The following is a 14,121-nucleotide window of genomic DNA, read 5'->3' on the forward strand; positions in this document are numbered from 1 at the left end:
CCATGTCCCGCACCGCCAAGTCCCCCCTCCTCCTCGCCGCGCTGCTCGCAGCCGCGGGCATCGCCAGCGCGCAGACCAAGACCATCTACATCGGCATGAACGGCGGCACCATGGAGAAGGCGTACACGCAGTACGTGTTCCCCGCCTTCGAGAAGGCCTACGGCGCGAAGGTGGTGGTGGTGCCCGGTACCTCCTCCGACATCCTCGCGAAGGCGCAGGCCAACAAGGACAAGCCGCAGATGCACGTGATGTTCCTCGACGACGGCATCATGGTGCGCGCCATCGGCATGGGCCTGTGCCAGAAGCAGAAGCCCAGCCAGTCGCTCAGCGAGATCTACCCGGCCGCGCGCTTCAAGGACGACATGGCCAGCGGCGTGAGCCTGGGCATGACCGGCCTGGCCTACAACGCCAAGATGTTCAAGGAAAAGGGCTGGGCGCCGCCCACCTCGTGGATGGACCTGGCCGACCCGAAGTACAAGGGCAAGGTGGTGTTCCAGTCGATGTCGTCCTCGTCCTTCGGGCTGCACGGCTTCCTGATGTTCAACCGCATCCAGGGCGGCAACGACAAGAACGTGGAGCCCGGCTTCAAGGCCTGGCCCACCACCATCGGGCCGAACGTGCTGGAGTACATCCCCAGCTCGGCCAAGCTCTCGGAGATGGTGCAGACCGGCGAAGCGGCGATCTTCCCGCTCACGCCCACGGCCGTGGCCGCGCTCAAGACCAAGGGCATTCCGGTCGAGTACGCACCGCCCAAGGAAGGCGCCGTGGTGCTCATGGTCGGCCAGTGCGTGATCGCCAACAACAGCGAGCCTGAGCTGTCGCAGAAGCTCGCCGAGTTTTTGCTGAGCCCCGTGGCTCAGGCCAACGTGCTGCAGTACGGCGCGCAGATCCCGACCAACCCCAAGGCCCCGGCCGTGGGCGAAGGCGCGGCGCAGGTGGCGGACATCAACAAGTGGATGAAGACCGCCGTCACCATCGACTGGGAAAGCATCAACGCCAACCGGCCGGCGTGGAACGCGCGCTGGAACAAGACCATCGAGCGTTGATGCGACACGCCGCGGTGTTCACACACCGCGGCGCGCCCGGCCTCAGCTCTTCACGAACGCCAGCAGGTCGGGGTTGATCACGTCCGCATGCGTGGACAGCATGCCGTGGGGGTAGCCCTCGTAGCTCTTCAGCGTGCCACGCTTGAGCAGCTTGGCCGCCAGCGGCCCCGAATTCGCATAGGGCACGACCTGGTCGTCGGTGCCGTGCATCACGAGCACCGGCACGTCGATCTTCTTCAGGTCTTCGGTGAAGTCGGTCTCGGAGAAGGCCTTGATGCACTCGTAGTGCGCATTGGCCGCGCCCATCATGCCCTGCAGCCACCAGCGATCGATGAGGCCCTGCGAAACCTTCGCGCCCGGCCGGTTGAAACCGTAGAACGGGCCGGTGGGCAGGTCGATGAAAAACTGCGTGCGGTTGGCCACGAGCGCGGCCCTGATGCCGTCGAACACCTCCATCGGCAAGCCGCCGGGGTTGGCCGCTGTCTTGAGCATGATGGGCGGCACGGCGCTCACCAGCACGGCCTTGGCCACGCGGCCCGGTTTGGCGCGCGCCACATAGCGCGCCACCTCACCACCGCCCGTCGAATGGCCGATGTGCACGGCGTCCTTCAGGTCCAGCGCGTCGGTCAGTGCCGCCACGTCCGATGCGTAGGTGTCCATCTCGTGCCCGCCCGCGGTTTGCGAGGAGCGGCCGTGGCCGCGGCGGTCGTGCGCGATCACGCGGTAGCCCTTGCCGAGGAAGAACAGCATCTGCGTGTCCCAGTCGTCGGCGCTCAGGGGCCAGCCGTGATGAAAGACGATGGGCTGCGCGTTGCGCGGTCCCCAGTCCTTGTAGAAGATGTTCGTACCGTCCTTGGTGGTGAAAAAGCTCATGGAAGATCCTTTCGAGTGAGCGGAAACCGGAGGCGCCGCGTGTTTTTGCGCGGCGGCCGCTGTTGAAGTACCGAAGGCGGACGCGGATACGATGCCGGCCGCGCCCGCCAGAATACGTCGCCGCGAGGCGCCTGTCGTGCCTGTTGTGTCTGTCGCAGGGGTCGTGTTGATGTCGGGCATGCTTCTTTCCTGGCTGGGTTGTTCTCCGGCGAACGCGGAAATGCTTCGCCGGGCAGCAGACTGTCGGGGAAACGGCGCGGCACATCTTGAACAAAATGCCGGTGCCTTTCACGTTTTCACCTGCGCTCGACGCGCGATGCGGGCTGGTCTAGAGTTGCCGCTCTTCCACCCCGCAGCCGCAACCCCCATGACGCGCCATCCCGCTGCCCCGTTCCGCCGGACGGGCTCGCCCGCCTACCGTGGCGGCCGGTTCGCGCCATGAGCCTGTCGCCGGCGGACTGGTTGCTGCGCGGCGCCGGCAACGGCGGCCTAGAGCGCATAGAGGCGTTCTTCCAGGGCAATGCGTACGCCCCGCATCGCCACGACACGTACGCCATCGGCTGCACCATGGCCGGCGTGCAGTCGTTCACCTACCGCGCTTCGCTGCGTCACAGTCTGGCCGGCAACACGGTCGTGTTGCATCCCGACGAAGTGCACGACGGCCACGCCGGTACGGCCGAAGGCTTCCGGTACCGGGCGCTGTATGTGGAGCCGGCACGGCTGCAGGAGGCGCTGGGCGGCGTGGCGTTGCCCTTCGTCGCGGGCGGCGTGTCCACCGACCCTCGCCTCGCCCACGCGGCCCGGGCGCTGCTGGACCACCTGGATTCCCCGCTGGAAGCGCTCGAGGAAGACGATGCGGTGCTTTCGCTGGCCCTCGCCTTGCAGGCCGCCTCCGGATCGCCGGCACGCGAGGCGGCAGGCGACTTTCGCGCAGCGCGGATCGCGCGCGAATTCATCCACGACGAACCCGATCGCGTCGTCACGCTGGACGCGCTCGCCGCGGCGGCGGGGCGCGACCGCTGGAGCCTCTCGCGCGACTTTCGCGCCTTCTTCGGCACGAGCCCCTACCGCTACGTCACGCTGCGCCGGCTCGACCGCGCTCGCCGCCACATGCTGGCGGGCCGGCCGCTGGCCGAATGCGCCGCCCTGGCGGGGTTTGCCGATCAGAGCCACATGACGCGCCAGTTCGCGGACGCCTTCGGCGTGACACCGTCCCGGTGGCTGCGCATCTTCAGGGCTGGGCACGCGCTTTCGAACGACGCACGATCGTTCAAGACGCCCGGTGGAGGGCCTCCTAGAGTGCGGTTCGATTGAATCTTCCGGACCACCAGCGCCATGACACCGCCCCCCACTCTTGCGACCGCTCCTACCCGCACCTACCCCTGCGTCAACCTCGCCGACAAGCTGTCGCTGCTGCACGAACACTGGTCGCAGCGCGTCGTCGCCGAGATGAACGACTACCAGTTCAAGATCGCCAAGCTGCTGGGCGACTTCGTGTGGCACAGCCATGCCGACACCGACGAGTGCTTCCTCGTCGTGGCGGGGGAACTGCGAATCGATTTCCGCGACGGCGCCGTCACGCTGCGCGCCGGCGAGATGTTCGTGGTGCCCAAGGGCGTCGAACACAAACCGTTCGCCCGGAGCGAAACGCACGTTCTGCTGGTGGAGCCGCGCGGCGTGGTCAACACCGGCGGCGAAGAAAGCGACCGCACCCGCCCGAACGACGTCTGGATCTGACGCGAACTCAGCGGTTGTTGTCTTCGACGATCCAGCCCGCCGCCTTCTCGGCCATCATCAATGTCGGGCTGTTGGTGTTGCCGCTGGTGATGGTCGGCATCGCGCCGGCATCGACCACGCGCAGGCCCTGCACGCCGCGCACGCGCAACCGCGAATCGAGCACGGCCATCGGGTCGCCCTCGGCGCCCATCTTCGTGGTGCCCACCGGATGGAAGATGGTGGTGGCGATGTCGCCGGCCAGCCGTGCGAGGTCTTCGTCGCTCTGGTACTGCACGCCGGGCTTCCATTCCTTCGGGTTGTACTTGGCCAGTGCGGGCTGCTCGGCGATGCGGCGCGTCACGCGCAGCGAGTCGGCAGCCACCTTGCGGTCTTCGTCGGTGCTCAGGTAGTTGGGCGCGATGGCCGGCGCATCCTCGAAGCGCTTGCTCTTGATGCGCACCGAGCCCCGGCTCGTGGGGTTGAGGTTGCACACGCTCGCGGTGAAGGCCGGAAAGCTGTGCAGCGGATCGCCGAAGGCGTCGAGCGACAGCGGCTGCACGTGGTACTGCAGGTTGGGCCATTCGTGCTCGGGCGAACTGCGCGTGAAGGCGCCCAGCTGCGACGGCGCCATGCTCATCGGGCCGCTGCGCTTGAGCAGGTATTCGAGGCCGATCTTCGCCTTGCCGACCATCGAGGAGGCCATCACGTTGAGCGTCGGCGCGCCATCGATCTTGTAGACCGCGCGGATCTGCAGGTGGTCCTGCAAGTTGGCGCCGACGCCGGGCGCGTCGAGCACCACGTCGATGCCATGCTGGCGCAGCAGCTCGGCCGGGCCGACGCCCGAGAGCTGCAGGATCTGCGGCGAGCCGATGGAGCCTGCGCTCAACACGACCTCGCGCGATGCGGTCGCGGTGGTCATCTCGCTGCCGTTCCACACTTCCGCACCCGTGCAGCGGCGCGTGCCGTCGGGCAGGGTTTCGAACAGCAGGCGCGAGACCTGCGCGCCGGTCCACAGTTCGAAGTTGGGCCGGCCGTAGCAGGTGGGCCGCAAGAAGGCCTTGGCGGTGTTCCAGCGCCAGCCGTTCTTCTGGTTGACCTGGAAGTAGCCCACGCCCTCGTTGCTGCCGCGGTTGAAATCGGTGGAGTGCGGCACGCCGGCCTGCACCGCGGCCTCGGCGAAGGCATCGAGGATGTCCCAGCGCAGGCGCTGCTTCTCCACCCGCCATTCGCCGCCCGCGCCGTGCATCTCGTCGGCGCCGAGGTAGAAGTCCTCGTGCTTCTTGAAGGCCGGCAGCACGTTTTGCCAGCGCCAGCCGTCGTCGCCGGTGAGGTCGGCCCAATGCTCGTAGTCGCGCGACTGGCCGCGCATGTAGATCATGCCGTTGATGCTGGAGCAGCCGCCCAGCGTCTTGCCGCGCGGGTAGCGCAGCACGCGGCCGTTGAGGCCGGCGTCGGGCTCGGTGCTGTAGAGCCAGTCGGTGCGCGGGTTGCCGATGCAGTAGAGGTAGCCGACCGGAATGTGGATCCAGTGGTAGTCGTCCTTGCGGCCGGCCTCGATGAGCAGCACGCGCTTGCTCTTGTCGGCACTGAGCCGGTTTGCCATGAGCGAGCCGGCGGTGCCGGCGCCGATGATGATGTAGTCGAATTGGGTCTCGCTCATGGCGCTTTGCTTGTCTCTCTTTTTTGTTCGACGAAATCGCGGCGCGCCTCGCGCCGCGCCTCATGCTACTTCGCCGTCGGCATCACGAACTCGGCGCCCTTGCCGATGCTCTCGGGCCAGCGCTGCATGATCGACTTCTGCTTGGTGTAGAAGCGCACGCCCTCCTCGCCGTAGGCATGCATGTCGCCGAACAGCGAGCGCTTCCAGCCGCCGAAGCCGTGCCAGGCCATGGGCACCGGGATCGGCACGTTGATGCCGACCATGCCCACCTGGATGCGGCGGCCGAACTCGCGCGCCACATTGCCGTCGCGGGTGAAGCAGCTCACGCCGTTGCCGAACTCGTGCGCGTTGATCAGGTCGACCGCGTCCTTGAAGTTGGCCACGCGCACGCAGCCGAGCACCGGGCCGAAGATCTCTTCCTTGTAGATGCGCATCTCGGGGGTGACGTGGTCGAACAGCGTGCCGCCCATCCAGAAGCCGTCGCCGCAGCCTGCGCCGGCCTTGTTGCCGTCGAACTCGCGGCCGTCGACCAGCAGCTTCGCGCCTTCCTTCTCGCCCAGGGCGATGTAGCCCGTGATGCGCTCGTGTGCGGCGCGCGTGACGATCGGGCCCATCTCGGCCGCGAGGTTCTCGCCATCGAGCACCTTCAGCGTCTTCGTGCGCTCGATCAGCTTGGGCAGCAGCTTGTCGGCCACGTCGCCCACCAGCACCGCCACCGAGATCGCCATGCAGCGCTCGCCGGCCGAGCCGTAGCCTGCGCCGATCAGCGCGTCGACGGCCTGGTCGATATCTGCGTCGGGCATGACCACCATGTGGTTCTTCGCGCCGCCCAGGGCCTGCACGCGCTTGCCGTGGCGGGCGCCGGTTTCGTAGATGTAGTTGGCGATGGGTGTGGAGCCGACGAAGCTGATGGCCTTGACGTCGGGGTGCTCGAGCAGCGCGTCGACGGCCGCCTTGTCGCCCTGCACCACGTTGAACACGCCGTCGGGCAGGCCGGCTTCCTTCAGCAACTCGGCCATGCGCAGCGATGCGCTCGGGTCGGTCGGGCTGGGCTTGAGCACGAAGGTATTGCCCGCGGCAATGGCCACCGGGAACATCCACATCGGCACCATCACCGGGAAGTTGAAGGGCGTGATGCCGGCGACCACGCCCAGCGGCTGGCGCAGCGTCCAGTTGTCGATGCCGGTGCTCACCTGGTCGGTGAAGTCGCCCTTGAGCAGCTGCGGGATGCCGCAGGCGAACTCGACGATGTCGATGCCGCGCGAGACCTCGCCCTGCGCGTCGGTGAAGACCTTGCCGTGCTCGGCGGTGATGAGGTGGGCCAGCTCGTCCTTGTGCTCGTTGAGCAGTTGCAGGAACTTGAACATGACGCGCGCGCGGCGGATCGGCGGCGTGTCGGCCCAGGCCGGAAAGGCGGCCTGCGCGGCGGCCACGGCGGCCGAGACCTGTGCCGTGTCGGCCAGGCCGACCTTGCCGGTGACGGCGCCGGTGGCGGGGTTGGTCACGTCCTGGGTGCGGCCGGAGGTGTTGGCGGCGGGCTTGCCGCCGATGAAATGATCGATGGAGGTGGGCATGGAGAGGGCTTTCGCTGGCGCAGAAGGAAGAGGAGTGCGGCCAGTTTAGGCAGCACCTCGGCGCGCGCCTAGACGCGAAGCTTGAACTTATTGTTCATCCTGCTGAACAATGGATACATGAAACCCCAAAATATCGAAGCGCTCTGGACGCACCTGCACTGGCTGACGGTGCTCGCGCAGCAGGGCAGCTTCACGGCGGCGGCGCTTCGCCTGGGCGTGAGCAAGGCCGCCATGAGCCAGCGCATCGCCGAGCTGGAGCGGGCCGCCGGTGCGCCATTGGTGCAGCGCACCACGCGCAGCGTGCGGCTCACCGAGGCCGGCCAGCGGCTGGTGGAAGACATGCGCGGCCCGTTCGAGCAGATCGCCCACAGCTTCGCGGGCGTGCGCGACCTCGCGGGCGTGCCGCGCGGGCTGGTGCGGGTGACGGCGCCGGTGGCCTTCGCGCGCCAGCAACTGGTGCCGCGGCTGGCCGACTTCCTGCGCGCGCAGCCCGAGGTGCGCATCGAGCTCGACCTGTCGGACCGGCTCAGCTCGCTCGCGATGGAAGGCTTCGATCTCGCCATCCGCCACACGGCCGCGCCGCCGGACACGCACGTGGCCTGGACGCTGTGCGAAACCCGCTCGGTGCTGGTGGCCAGCCGCGCCTACCTGCGCCGCCGCGGCACCCCGCGCGAGCCCCAGGCGCTGGCCGGCCACGACTGCCTGCACTACCCGCGCGCGCAGGAAACGCCGACCTGGCATTTCGAGGCCCGCACGCCGCAGAAGGGCAAGGCCGCGGCGCCGCGCATCACGGTGCCGGTCTCGGGCCCGCTGGTCGCCAACAACAGCGAGGCGCTGCGCGACGCGGCTCTCGGCGGCCTGGGCATCGCGCTGGTGCCGGACTTCAGCGCCCAATCGGCGCTGCAGTCCGGCAAGCTGCAGGAGGTGCTGCCGCAATGGCGTTCGGTGGGCGCGTTCGGCGAGCGGCTGTATGCCATCCGGCCCTATGCCACGCACGTGCCGCAGGCGGTGACGGCCTTCGTGGCGTGGCTGCGCGAGGCGCTGGCGGCGGGCTTCGCGGCATGAGCGGGCCGCAACCGGGCCGCAGGGCGGCGCGAATCGTGAAAAAGGAAACCGAAAAACGGCGTCGCGCCCTACGCAAACGAGGGGTCTGCGACACATGGCGCACGGATGCACCCGGTTACGATGCGCGCATCCGGCCCTGCACCTGTTAACTTTCCCGCTCATCCGCCTTATGTCCCCTGCCACATCGCCTGCCGACGCTCCCGCCGCCGACAGCGCGCGGCCCCGCGTCGGGCAGCGGGAGCAGGACGGCCGCCAATGGACGGTGGCCAGCGGCTGCTGGACCACGCTGGCAATGTCGTCCAAGCCGGCTTGGCAGGCGCTGGCGAAAAACCTGGCAGCCGCCCCGCCCGCCGACGACCGCGCCTGGGACCTGCGCCCCATCGAACAGCTCGACCACATCGGCGCGCAGCTGCTGTGGGAGCACTGGCGCCACCAATGGCCCGCGACGCTCGAAATGTCGCCGCAGCACAAGGCGGTGCTCGACCAGGTGGCGCAGTACACCGTGCCAACCCCGGCCGAACCCGGGCCTTCGCTGAACGACCGCGTCCGCGCGTTCACGCACCTCGGGCCGCGCGCGATGTTCGTCATGCGCGACCTGACGGTACTCATCGGCCAGCTCGCGCTCGACATCGGCAAGCTGATCCGCGCGCCGCACCGCGGGCCGTGGCGCGATTTCTCGGGGCACCTCTATCAGTTCGGCGCCACGGCGCTGCACATCACGGCGCTGGTCGGGCTGCTGATCGGCGTGGTGCTGGCCTACCTGATCTCGCAGCAGCTGCGCCAGTACGGCGCAGAGACGTTCGTGGTGAACATCCTCGGGCTGTCGCTGGTGCGCGAGCTCGGGCCGGTGCTGGCGGCCGTGCTGATCGCCGGGCGCTCGGGTTCGGCCATCACGGCGCAGATCGGCGTGATGCGCGTGACGGAAGAGCTCGACGCGATGCGCGTGATGGGCATTCCGCACGGCTTTCGCCTCGTGATGCCGCGCGTGCTGGCGCTGGCCATCGCCATGCCGCTGATCAGCCTGTGGACCTCGATGGCCGCGCTGGCAGGCGGCATGCTGGCGGCCGACGCGGCGCTGGACATTTCACCGGCCTACTTTCTCTCGGCGCTGCCGCGCGCGGTGCCGATCTCGAACCTCTGGCTGGCCACGGCCAAGTCGGCGGTGTTCGGCATCCTGATCGCGCTGATCGGCTGCTACTTCGGCATGAAGGTGAAGCCCAACACCGAAAGCCTCGGGCGCGGCACCACTTCGTCGGTGGTCACCTCGATCACCGCGGTGATCCTGGTCGATGCATTGTTCGCCGTGCTCTTCAAGGGCATCGGCTTCAGGGCATGACGCCATGAGCATGCCCGTGCGCCCCGACACCGACACCACCGTGGTGGACATCCGCGGCCTGTGGACGGCGTTCCAGAGCGCCGATGGCGAGCAGGTGGTGCACCGCGACCTGCAGCTGCACATCGACCGCGGCGAGGTGCTCTCGCTGGTCGGCGGCTCGGGCACGGGCAAGACGGTGCTGCTGCGCCAGATCCTCGGGCTCGAAAAACCCACGCGCGGCCACGTCGAGGTACTGGGCCAGGAGCCCGGCGAGCTCAGCGCCTCGGGCGCGGCCAACGTGGGCATGCTGTTCCAGCACGGCGCGCTGTTCTCGGCCTTCAGCGTGCTGGAGAACATCGCCTTTCCGCTGCGCGAGCTGAAGCTGCTGCCTGACGAGCTGATCCGCCACGCGGCGCTGGTGAAGCTGCAGATGGTGGGCCTGGGTCCGCAGCATGCGAACAAGAGCCCGGCCGACCTGTCGGGCGGCATGATCAAGCGCGTGGCGCTGGCGCGCGCGCTCATCATGGACCCGCCGCTGCTGCTGCTCGACGAGCCCACGGCCGGCCTCGACCCCGAGGCGTCGGACAGCTTCTGCGACCTGCTGCGCGGCCTGCACCGCGAACTGGGCCTCACGGTGGTGATGGTCACGCACGACCTGGACACGCTGTTCGACCTGAGCACCCGCATCGCGGTGCTGGCCGACCAGAAGGTGATCGTCACCGGCACGGCGCGCGAGGTCATCGCGTATCCGCACCCCTTCATCCACGAATACTTTCTCGGCGGGCGCGGCCAGCGCGCCCTGGAAGCGCTGCACGACAAGCCCGCCGACGCACCATCGCAGCCCGCCAGCGCGGGCGAACGCTGAAAGGCAGACACACCATGGAAAACAAGGCCCACGCCCTCGCCGCCGGCGCCTTCGTGCTCGGCCTGATCGCCGCGCTCGTCGCGCTGGTGATCTGGTTCACGCGCGACAACACCGTGCGCAACATCTACGAACTCTCCACGCGCGACGCCGTGAGCGGCCTGCAGCCGCAGGCGACGGTGCGCTACCGCGGCATCGCCGTGGGCAAGGTGGTGTCGATCGACTTCGACCCCAAGGTCAAGGGCAATGTGCGCGTGCGCATCTCGGTCGACGAGCGGGTGCCGCTCACCACCTCCAGCTTCGCCACGCTGAGCTACCAGGGCGTGACCGGCCTGGCCTTCATCGCGCTGGACGACAAGGGCGAGTCGAACGTGGCGCTGAAGCCGGACGACGACAACCCGCCGCGCATTCCGCTCAAGCCTTCGATACTGGCGCAGCTGCAGGACCGCGGCGAAGCCATCATCAACCAGGTCGAGGAAGTGACGAAGCGCGCCAACACGCTGCTGAGCGACCCCAACCAGAAGCGTGCGGCCGACGCGCTGGAGAGCATCGCGGCCGCCTCGGCCAGCGCCAACACGCTGCTCAAGACGCTGGACAACACGGTGAAAACCGGCCTGAACCCTGCGCTGACCAAACTGCCGGACACGATGGCCTCGGTGAAGAAGGCGGCCGGGGACGTCTCGCGCGTGGCCAACAACTTCAACACCACCGTAGGCCGGCTGAACGCACCCGAAGGCCCCGTCGAACGGCTGAGCGAGGGCACCAAGGCGCTGGCGCAGGCGGTCGATTCGTTCAACGCGGCCACGCTGCCGCGCGTGAACCGCGTAGCCGACGACACCTCGCACGCCGTGCGCCGGCTGGGCCGCGCGGCGGACAACATCAACGACAACCCGCAATCGCTGCTGTTCGGCAACGGCGGCGCGGCCGCGGGTCCGGGCGAACCGGGCTTCAGCGCGCCGGCCGCGACGCGGCCCTGATTGAGGGAGGACCATCGACCATGAACGCCATTCGCTCCTTGATGAACCCGGCTGCCGCCGTCCTGGGCTGCGTGCTGCTGGCCGCCGGCTGCGGCGCGCTGCCCGACAAGCCCACGCGCGCCACGCTCTACGACTTCGGCCCCGGCCTGGCGGCGCCTGCCGCGGCCGCGCCCTCTGCCGCCGCCCCCCTCCCCACGCTGGCGCTGGCCGAGTTCGACAGCAACACGCGCCTGGATGGCACGCAAATCCTCTACCGGCTGGGCTACGCCGACGCCAACGAGCTGCGCCCCTACGGCCAGTCGCGCTGGAGCCTGCCGCCGGCGCAACTGCTGCGCCAGCGGCTGAGCGACACGCTGGCCGAACGCCGCACCGTGCTCGGCCCGGCAGAAAGCGCAACCATCTCGCGCAGCAAGGGCGAGGTGCCCGACATGCTGCGCATCTCGCTCGACGAATTCAGCCAGTACTTCGACTCGGCGAGCGCCAGCGTGGGCCTGGTGCGCCTGCGCGCCACGCTGGTCCGCAGCACCGCCGGCGGCGATCGCGTGCTGGGCCAGCGCGTGTTCACCGTGCGCCGCCCCGCGCCCAGCGCCGACGCGCCCGGCGGCGTGAAGGCACTGATTGCAGCCAGCGATGCCGCGGTGGCCGAGGTGGTGCAGTGGGTGGGGCAGCTGCAGCAGCAATCGCCGCAGACGCCCCGGCAATGACAACCTGATGGACGAAGGATCGATCCCATGAACGCGACACGCATCGTCGGCATCCTGCTGATCGTGGGCGGCATTGCCGTCCTGGGCCTCGGCAGCTTCAGCTTCACCAAGGAAACCCATCAGGCCAAGCTGGGCCCGCTGGAGCTCTCGATGAAGGAGAAGCAGACCGTCAACCTCCCGGCCTGGGCCGGCGTGGCCGCCATCGTGGTGGGCGGCGCGCTGGTGCTGCTGGGCGGCAGGAAGGGCTGAACCTTCAGCCCGGGGCGGCCGGCGCGGGGGTGGCGCCCAGCCGCTGCGACACCGTGCCCGCGCAAGCCTTGAGCGCACGGGCAATCTCGCCGTCCCACGCGGTATCGAAGATGCCCGCCGGGCCGATGGCGGTCAGGGCCAGCACGATGGCACCGGTGTGGTCGAAGACGGGCGCGGCCATGGCGCTGACACCCTGGATGACCTCGCCGTCGGAGCGGCTGATGCCATGCGTGCGCACTTCCTGCAGCTGGCGCTCGAAGTCGCTCCACGAAGGCAGGGGCTGCACCGGTGGCATGCCGGCGGGCGGGTTCGGCTCTGCCCCCTTGCGCTGGCCCCGGCGCTGGCGCTCTTCCTCGAGCAGCTGGCGCACCGCGTCGGCGGCGAGGTAGGCGGCGAACACCCGGCCCGAAGCCGTGTTGGTCAGCGAGAACACCGTGCCGTGCCGCATGTTCACGTGCACCGGCGACGGCGACTCGGCCGTGCGCACGATGGTCGCGCCGCGCGCGCCCCACACGGCCAGCGCCACGGTGTGGCCGGTCTGCTGCGCGAGTTGGCCGATCAGCGGGGTGGCGATGTGCACCGGGTCGGCCTGCTGCAGGCTGATGAGCCCCAGTTGCAAGGCGAGCGGGCCAAGCAGATAGTGGCCGCTGGCGCGGTCCTGCTCGATCAGGCCCAGGCGCCCGAAGCTGACCATGTACGGATGCGCCTTGGCGGCCGTCATGTCGGCCTCGCGCGCAAGGTCCTTCAGCGCCATGGGCCGGCCGTGATGCACCAGCGCGCGCAGCAGCTGGCCGCCGACCTCGATGCTCTGGATGCCGCGCTGGGCGCGGTCGTTGTCACTGGCTGCCATGGCCGGCCTCGCCTTCTGGTCGTTCGTTCATGAAGAAGGGATTAGACATTAACTGATCGCCGGCTTACACTGCGGAAATTCGTTAACCGCGAATTCGTTCGACTTAAACGAATTCAAGATCCACCCCACCGACGGAGACAACCGATGAGCCAAGCCAAGAAATTCGCCAGCCAGGCCGACATGGAAGAGAAGAAGGTCACCTTCAGCCAGATCTCGGAACATGCCTGGGCCTACACAGCCGAGGGCGACCCCAACACCGGCATCGTCATCGGCGACGACTGCGTGTTGGTGGCCGACACCCAGGCCACGCCCGCCATGGCCGCCGACGTGGTGCGCCGCATCCGCGAAGTGACCGACAAGCCCATCAAGTACGTGGTGCTCACGCACTATCACGCAGTGCGCGTGCTGGGCGCGGCGGGCTACGGTGCCGAACACATCCTGGCCAGCCAGGACACGCGCGACCTGATCGTGGAGCGCGGCGAGGAAGACAAGGCCAGCGAGATCGGCCGCTTCCCGCGCCTGTTCCAGAACGTCGAGACGGTGCCACCGGGCCTGACCTGGCCCACCATGACCTTCACCGGCAAGATGACGCTGTGGCTCGGCAAGCTCGAAGTGCAGCTGATCCAGCTGGGCCGCGGCCACACCAAGGGCGACACGGTCGTCTGGCTGCCGCAGGAGCGCACGCTGCTGTCGGGCGACCTGGTCGAGTTCGGCGCCACGCCGTACGCGGGCGACGCCTATTTCAAGGACTGGCCGCAAACGCTGGACAACATCGCCGCACTCAAGCCCGCCGCGCTGGTGCCGGGCCGCGGCGCCGCGCTGACCACGCCGGCCGAAGTGGCCGAGGGCCTGACGGGCACGCGCAACTTCATCTCCGACGTGTACGCCAGCGTGCAAGAGGGCGTGAAGGCCGGGCGCGACCTGAACACGGTCTACAAGGACACGTACGCAAAGCTCAAGCCCAAGTACAGCCAGTGGGTGATCTTCGACCACTGCATGCCGTTCGACGTGAGCCGGGCGTACGACGAAGCCTCGGGCCATGCGGACCCGCGCGTGTGGACGGCACAGCGCGACATCGACATGTGGAAGGCCCTCGAAGGCTGATCGGTCTTGCTCCCTCCCCCGCTGGGGGAGGGCTGGGGTGGGGGCAGGCAGAGCGCCCAAAGTGAACGCCGTTTGCCCCCATCCCGACCTTCCACCAAAGGGGGAAGGAGCAAGACAAGACCAAGG

The 14,121-nt window shown here is 68.6% G+C and carries 14 protein-coding genes; 10 read left to right on the forward strand and 4 right to left on the reverse strand.

Features of this window, described 5'->3' with window-relative positions:
• The first annotated feature begins 2 nt into the window (after positions 1-2).
• The gene (locus ASD05_RS03940; RefSeq protein WP_007833498.1) at positions 3-1,046 is read left to right on the forward strand and encodes an ABC transporter substrate-binding protein; all 1,044 of its coding nucleotides are present in this window, start codon (positions 3-5) and stop codon (positions 1,044-1,046) included.
• Positions 1,047-1,088: 42 nt separating this feature from the next.
• Here the strand turns inward: ASD05_RS03940 and ASD05_RS03945 are convergent, their stop codons facing one another.
• Positions 1,089-1,919, reverse strand: coding sequence for an alpha/beta fold hydrolase (locus tag ASD05_RS03945; RefSeq protein ID WP_056587983.1), 831 nt, complete (start codon positions 1,917-1,919; stop codon positions 1,089-1,091).
• A 438-nt stretch (positions 1,920-2,357) separates the two neighbouring features.
• Between ASD05_RS03945 and ASD05_RS03950 the strand changes: the two genes are divergently transcribed.
• A complete protein-coding gene (locus ASD05_RS03950; RefSeq protein WP_082571947.1) occupies positions 2,358-3,233 on the forward strand; it encodes an AraC family transcriptional regulator in 876 nt (291 codons plus the stop codon).
• A gap of 21 nt (positions 3,234-3,254) precedes the next feature.
• Positions 3,255-3,656 carry a cupin domain-containing protein gene (locus tag ASD05_RS03955; protein ID WP_056587986.1) on the forward strand — a complete coding sequence of 134 codons (402 nt, stop codon included), beginning with the start codon at positions 3,255-3,257 and terminating at the stop codon, positions 3,654-3,656.
• A 7-nt stretch (positions 3,657-3,663) separates the two neighbouring features.
• On the opposite strand, the gene ASD05_RS03960 is transcribed toward ASD05_RS03955, so the two are convergent.
• Positions 3,664-5,295 carry a GMC family oxidoreductase gene (locus ASD05_RS03960; protein WP_056587989.1) on the reverse strand — a complete coding sequence of 544 codons (1,632 nt, stop codon included), beginning with the start codon at positions 5,293-5,295 and terminating at the stop codon, positions 3,664-3,666.
• A 65-nt stretch (positions 5,296-5,360) separates the two neighbouring features.
• Positions 5,361-6,869 (reverse strand): CoA-acylating methylmalonate-semialdehyde dehydrogenase, encoded by a 1,509-nt coding sequence (locus tag ASD05_RS03965; RefSeq protein ID WP_056587992.1) that lies wholly within the window; start codon positions 6,867-6,869, stop codon positions 5,361-5,363.
• A 117-nt stretch (positions 6,870-6,986) separates the two neighbouring features.
• Between ASD05_RS03965 and ASD05_RS03970 the strand changes: the two genes are divergently transcribed.
• The 6 genes from ASD05_RS03970 to ASD05_RS03995 all read left to right on the forward strand — a co-directional run bounded on the left by ASD05_RS03970 (position 6,987) and on the right by ASD05_RS03995 (position 12,041).
• On the forward strand, positions 6,987-7,934 hold the full coding sequence (locus tag ASD05_RS03970; RefSeq protein ID WP_056588409.1) for a LysR family transcriptional regulator: 948 nt from the start codon (positions 6,987-6,989) through the stop codon (positions 7,932-7,934).
• A 169-nt stretch (positions 7,935-8,103) separates the two neighbouring features.
• The gene (locus ASD05_RS03975) at positions 8,104-9,270 is read left to right on the forward strand and encodes an MlaE family ABC transporter permease (protein ID WP_056587995.1); all 1,167 of its coding nucleotides are present in this window, start codon (positions 8,104-8,106) and stop codon (positions 9,268-9,270) included.
• A gap of 4 nt (positions 9,271-9,274) precedes the next feature.
• On the forward strand, positions 9,275-10,114 hold the full coding sequence (locus tag ASD05_RS03980; protein WP_007833475.1) for an ABC transporter ATP-binding protein: 840 nt from the start codon (positions 9,275-9,277) through the stop codon (positions 10,112-10,114).
• A gap of 14 nt (positions 10,115-10,128) precedes the next feature.
• Complete coding sequence (locus tag ASD05_RS03985) at positions 10,129-11,088, forward strand: MlaD family protein (RefSeq protein ID WP_056587997.1); 960 nt, start codon at positions 10,129-10,131, stop codon at positions 11,086-11,088.
• A gap of 20 nt (positions 11,089-11,108) precedes the next feature.
• A complete protein-coding gene (locus tag ASD05_RS03990; protein WP_056588000.1) occupies positions 11,109-11,792 on the forward strand; it encodes an ABC-type transport auxiliary lipoprotein family protein in 684 nt (227 codons plus the stop codon).
• 27 nt (positions 11,793-11,819) lie between these two features.
• The gene (locus ASD05_RS03995) at positions 11,820-12,041 is read left to right on the forward strand and encodes a hypothetical protein (protein WP_007833468.1); all 222 of its coding nucleotides are present in this window, start codon (positions 11,820-11,822) and stop codon (positions 12,039-12,041) included.
• 4 nt (positions 12,042-12,045) lie between these two features.
• Here ASD05_RS03995 and ASD05_RS04000 read toward each other — a convergent pair whose 3' ends face one another.
• Positions 12,046-12,891 carry an IclR family transcriptional regulator gene (locus ASD05_RS04000; RefSeq protein ID WP_056588003.1) on the reverse strand — a complete coding sequence of 282 codons (846 nt, stop codon included), beginning with the start codon at positions 12,889-12,891 and terminating at the stop codon, positions 12,046-12,048.
• 144 nt (positions 12,892-13,035) lie between these two features.
• On the opposite strand from ASD05_RS04000, the gene ASD05_RS04005 reads away from it, so the two are divergent.
• Positions 13,036-13,995 (forward strand): MBL fold metallo-hydrolase, encoded by a 960-nt coding sequence (locus ASD05_RS04005; RefSeq protein WP_056588007.1) that lies wholly within the window; start codon positions 13,036-13,038, stop codon positions 13,993-13,995.
• Positions 13,996-14,121: the final 126 nt, after the last annotated feature.

Source organism: Variovorax sp. Root434, assembly GCF_001426595.1.
Lineage (GTDB): Bacteria > Pseudomonadota > Gammaproteobacteria > Burkholderiales > Burkholderiaceae_C > Variovorax.

Coding starts and splice junctions, on each gene's coding strand:
- ASD05_RS03960 (WP_056587989.1), bottom strand. CDS start 5,295: ATGAGCGAGACCCAATTCGACTACATCATCATCGGCGCCGGCACCGCC.
- ASD05_RS03985 (WP_056587997.1), top strand. CDS start 10,129: ATGGAAAACAAGGCCCACGCCCTCGCCGCCGGCGCCTTCGTGCTCGGC.
- ASD05_RS03970 (WP_056588409.1), top strand. CDS start 6,987: ATGAAACCCCAAAATATCGAAGCGCTCTGGACGCACCTGCACTGGCTG.
- ASD05_RS04005 (WP_056588007.1), top strand. CDS start 13,036: ATGAGCCAAGCCAAGAAATTCGCCAGCCAGGCCGACATGGAAGAGAAG.
- ASD05_RS03980 (WP_007833475.1), top strand. CDS start 9,275: ATGAGCATGCCCGTGCGCCCCGACACCGACACCACCGTGGTGGACATC.
- ASD05_RS03955 (WP_056587986.1), top strand. CDS start 3,255: ATGACACCGCCCCCCACTCTTGCGACCGCTCCTACCCGCACCTACCCC.
- ASD05_RS03995 (WP_007833468.1), top strand. CDS start 11,820: ATGAACGCGACACGCATCGTCGGCATCCTGCTGATCGTGGGCGGCATT.
- ASD05_RS03945 (WP_056587983.1), bottom strand. CDS start 1,919: ATGAGCTTTTTCACCACCAAGGACGGTACGAACATCTTCTACAAGGAC.
- ASD05_RS04000 (WP_056588003.1), bottom strand. CDS start 12,891: ATGGCAGCCAGTGACAACGACCGCGCCCAGCGCGGCATCCAGAGCATC.
- ASD05_RS03975 (WP_056587995.1), top strand. CDS start 8,104: ATGTCCCCTGCCACATCGCCTGCCGACGCTCCCGCCGCCGACAGCGCG.
- ASD05_RS03940 (WP_007833498.1), top strand. CDS start 3: ATGTCCCGCACCGCCAAGTCCCCCCTCCTCCTCGCCGCGCTGCTCGCA.
- ASD05_RS03990 (WP_056588000.1), top strand. CDS start 11,109: ATGAACGCCATTCGCTCCTTGATGAACCCGGCTGCCGCCGTCCTGGGC.
- ASD05_RS03965 (WP_056587992.1), bottom strand. CDS start 6,869: ATGCCCACCTCCATCGATCATTTCATCGGCGGCAAGCCCGCCGCCAAC.
- ASD05_RS03950 (WP_082571947.1), top strand. CDS start 2,358: ATGAGCCTGTCGCCGGCGGACTGGTTGCTGCGCGGCGCCGGCAACGGC.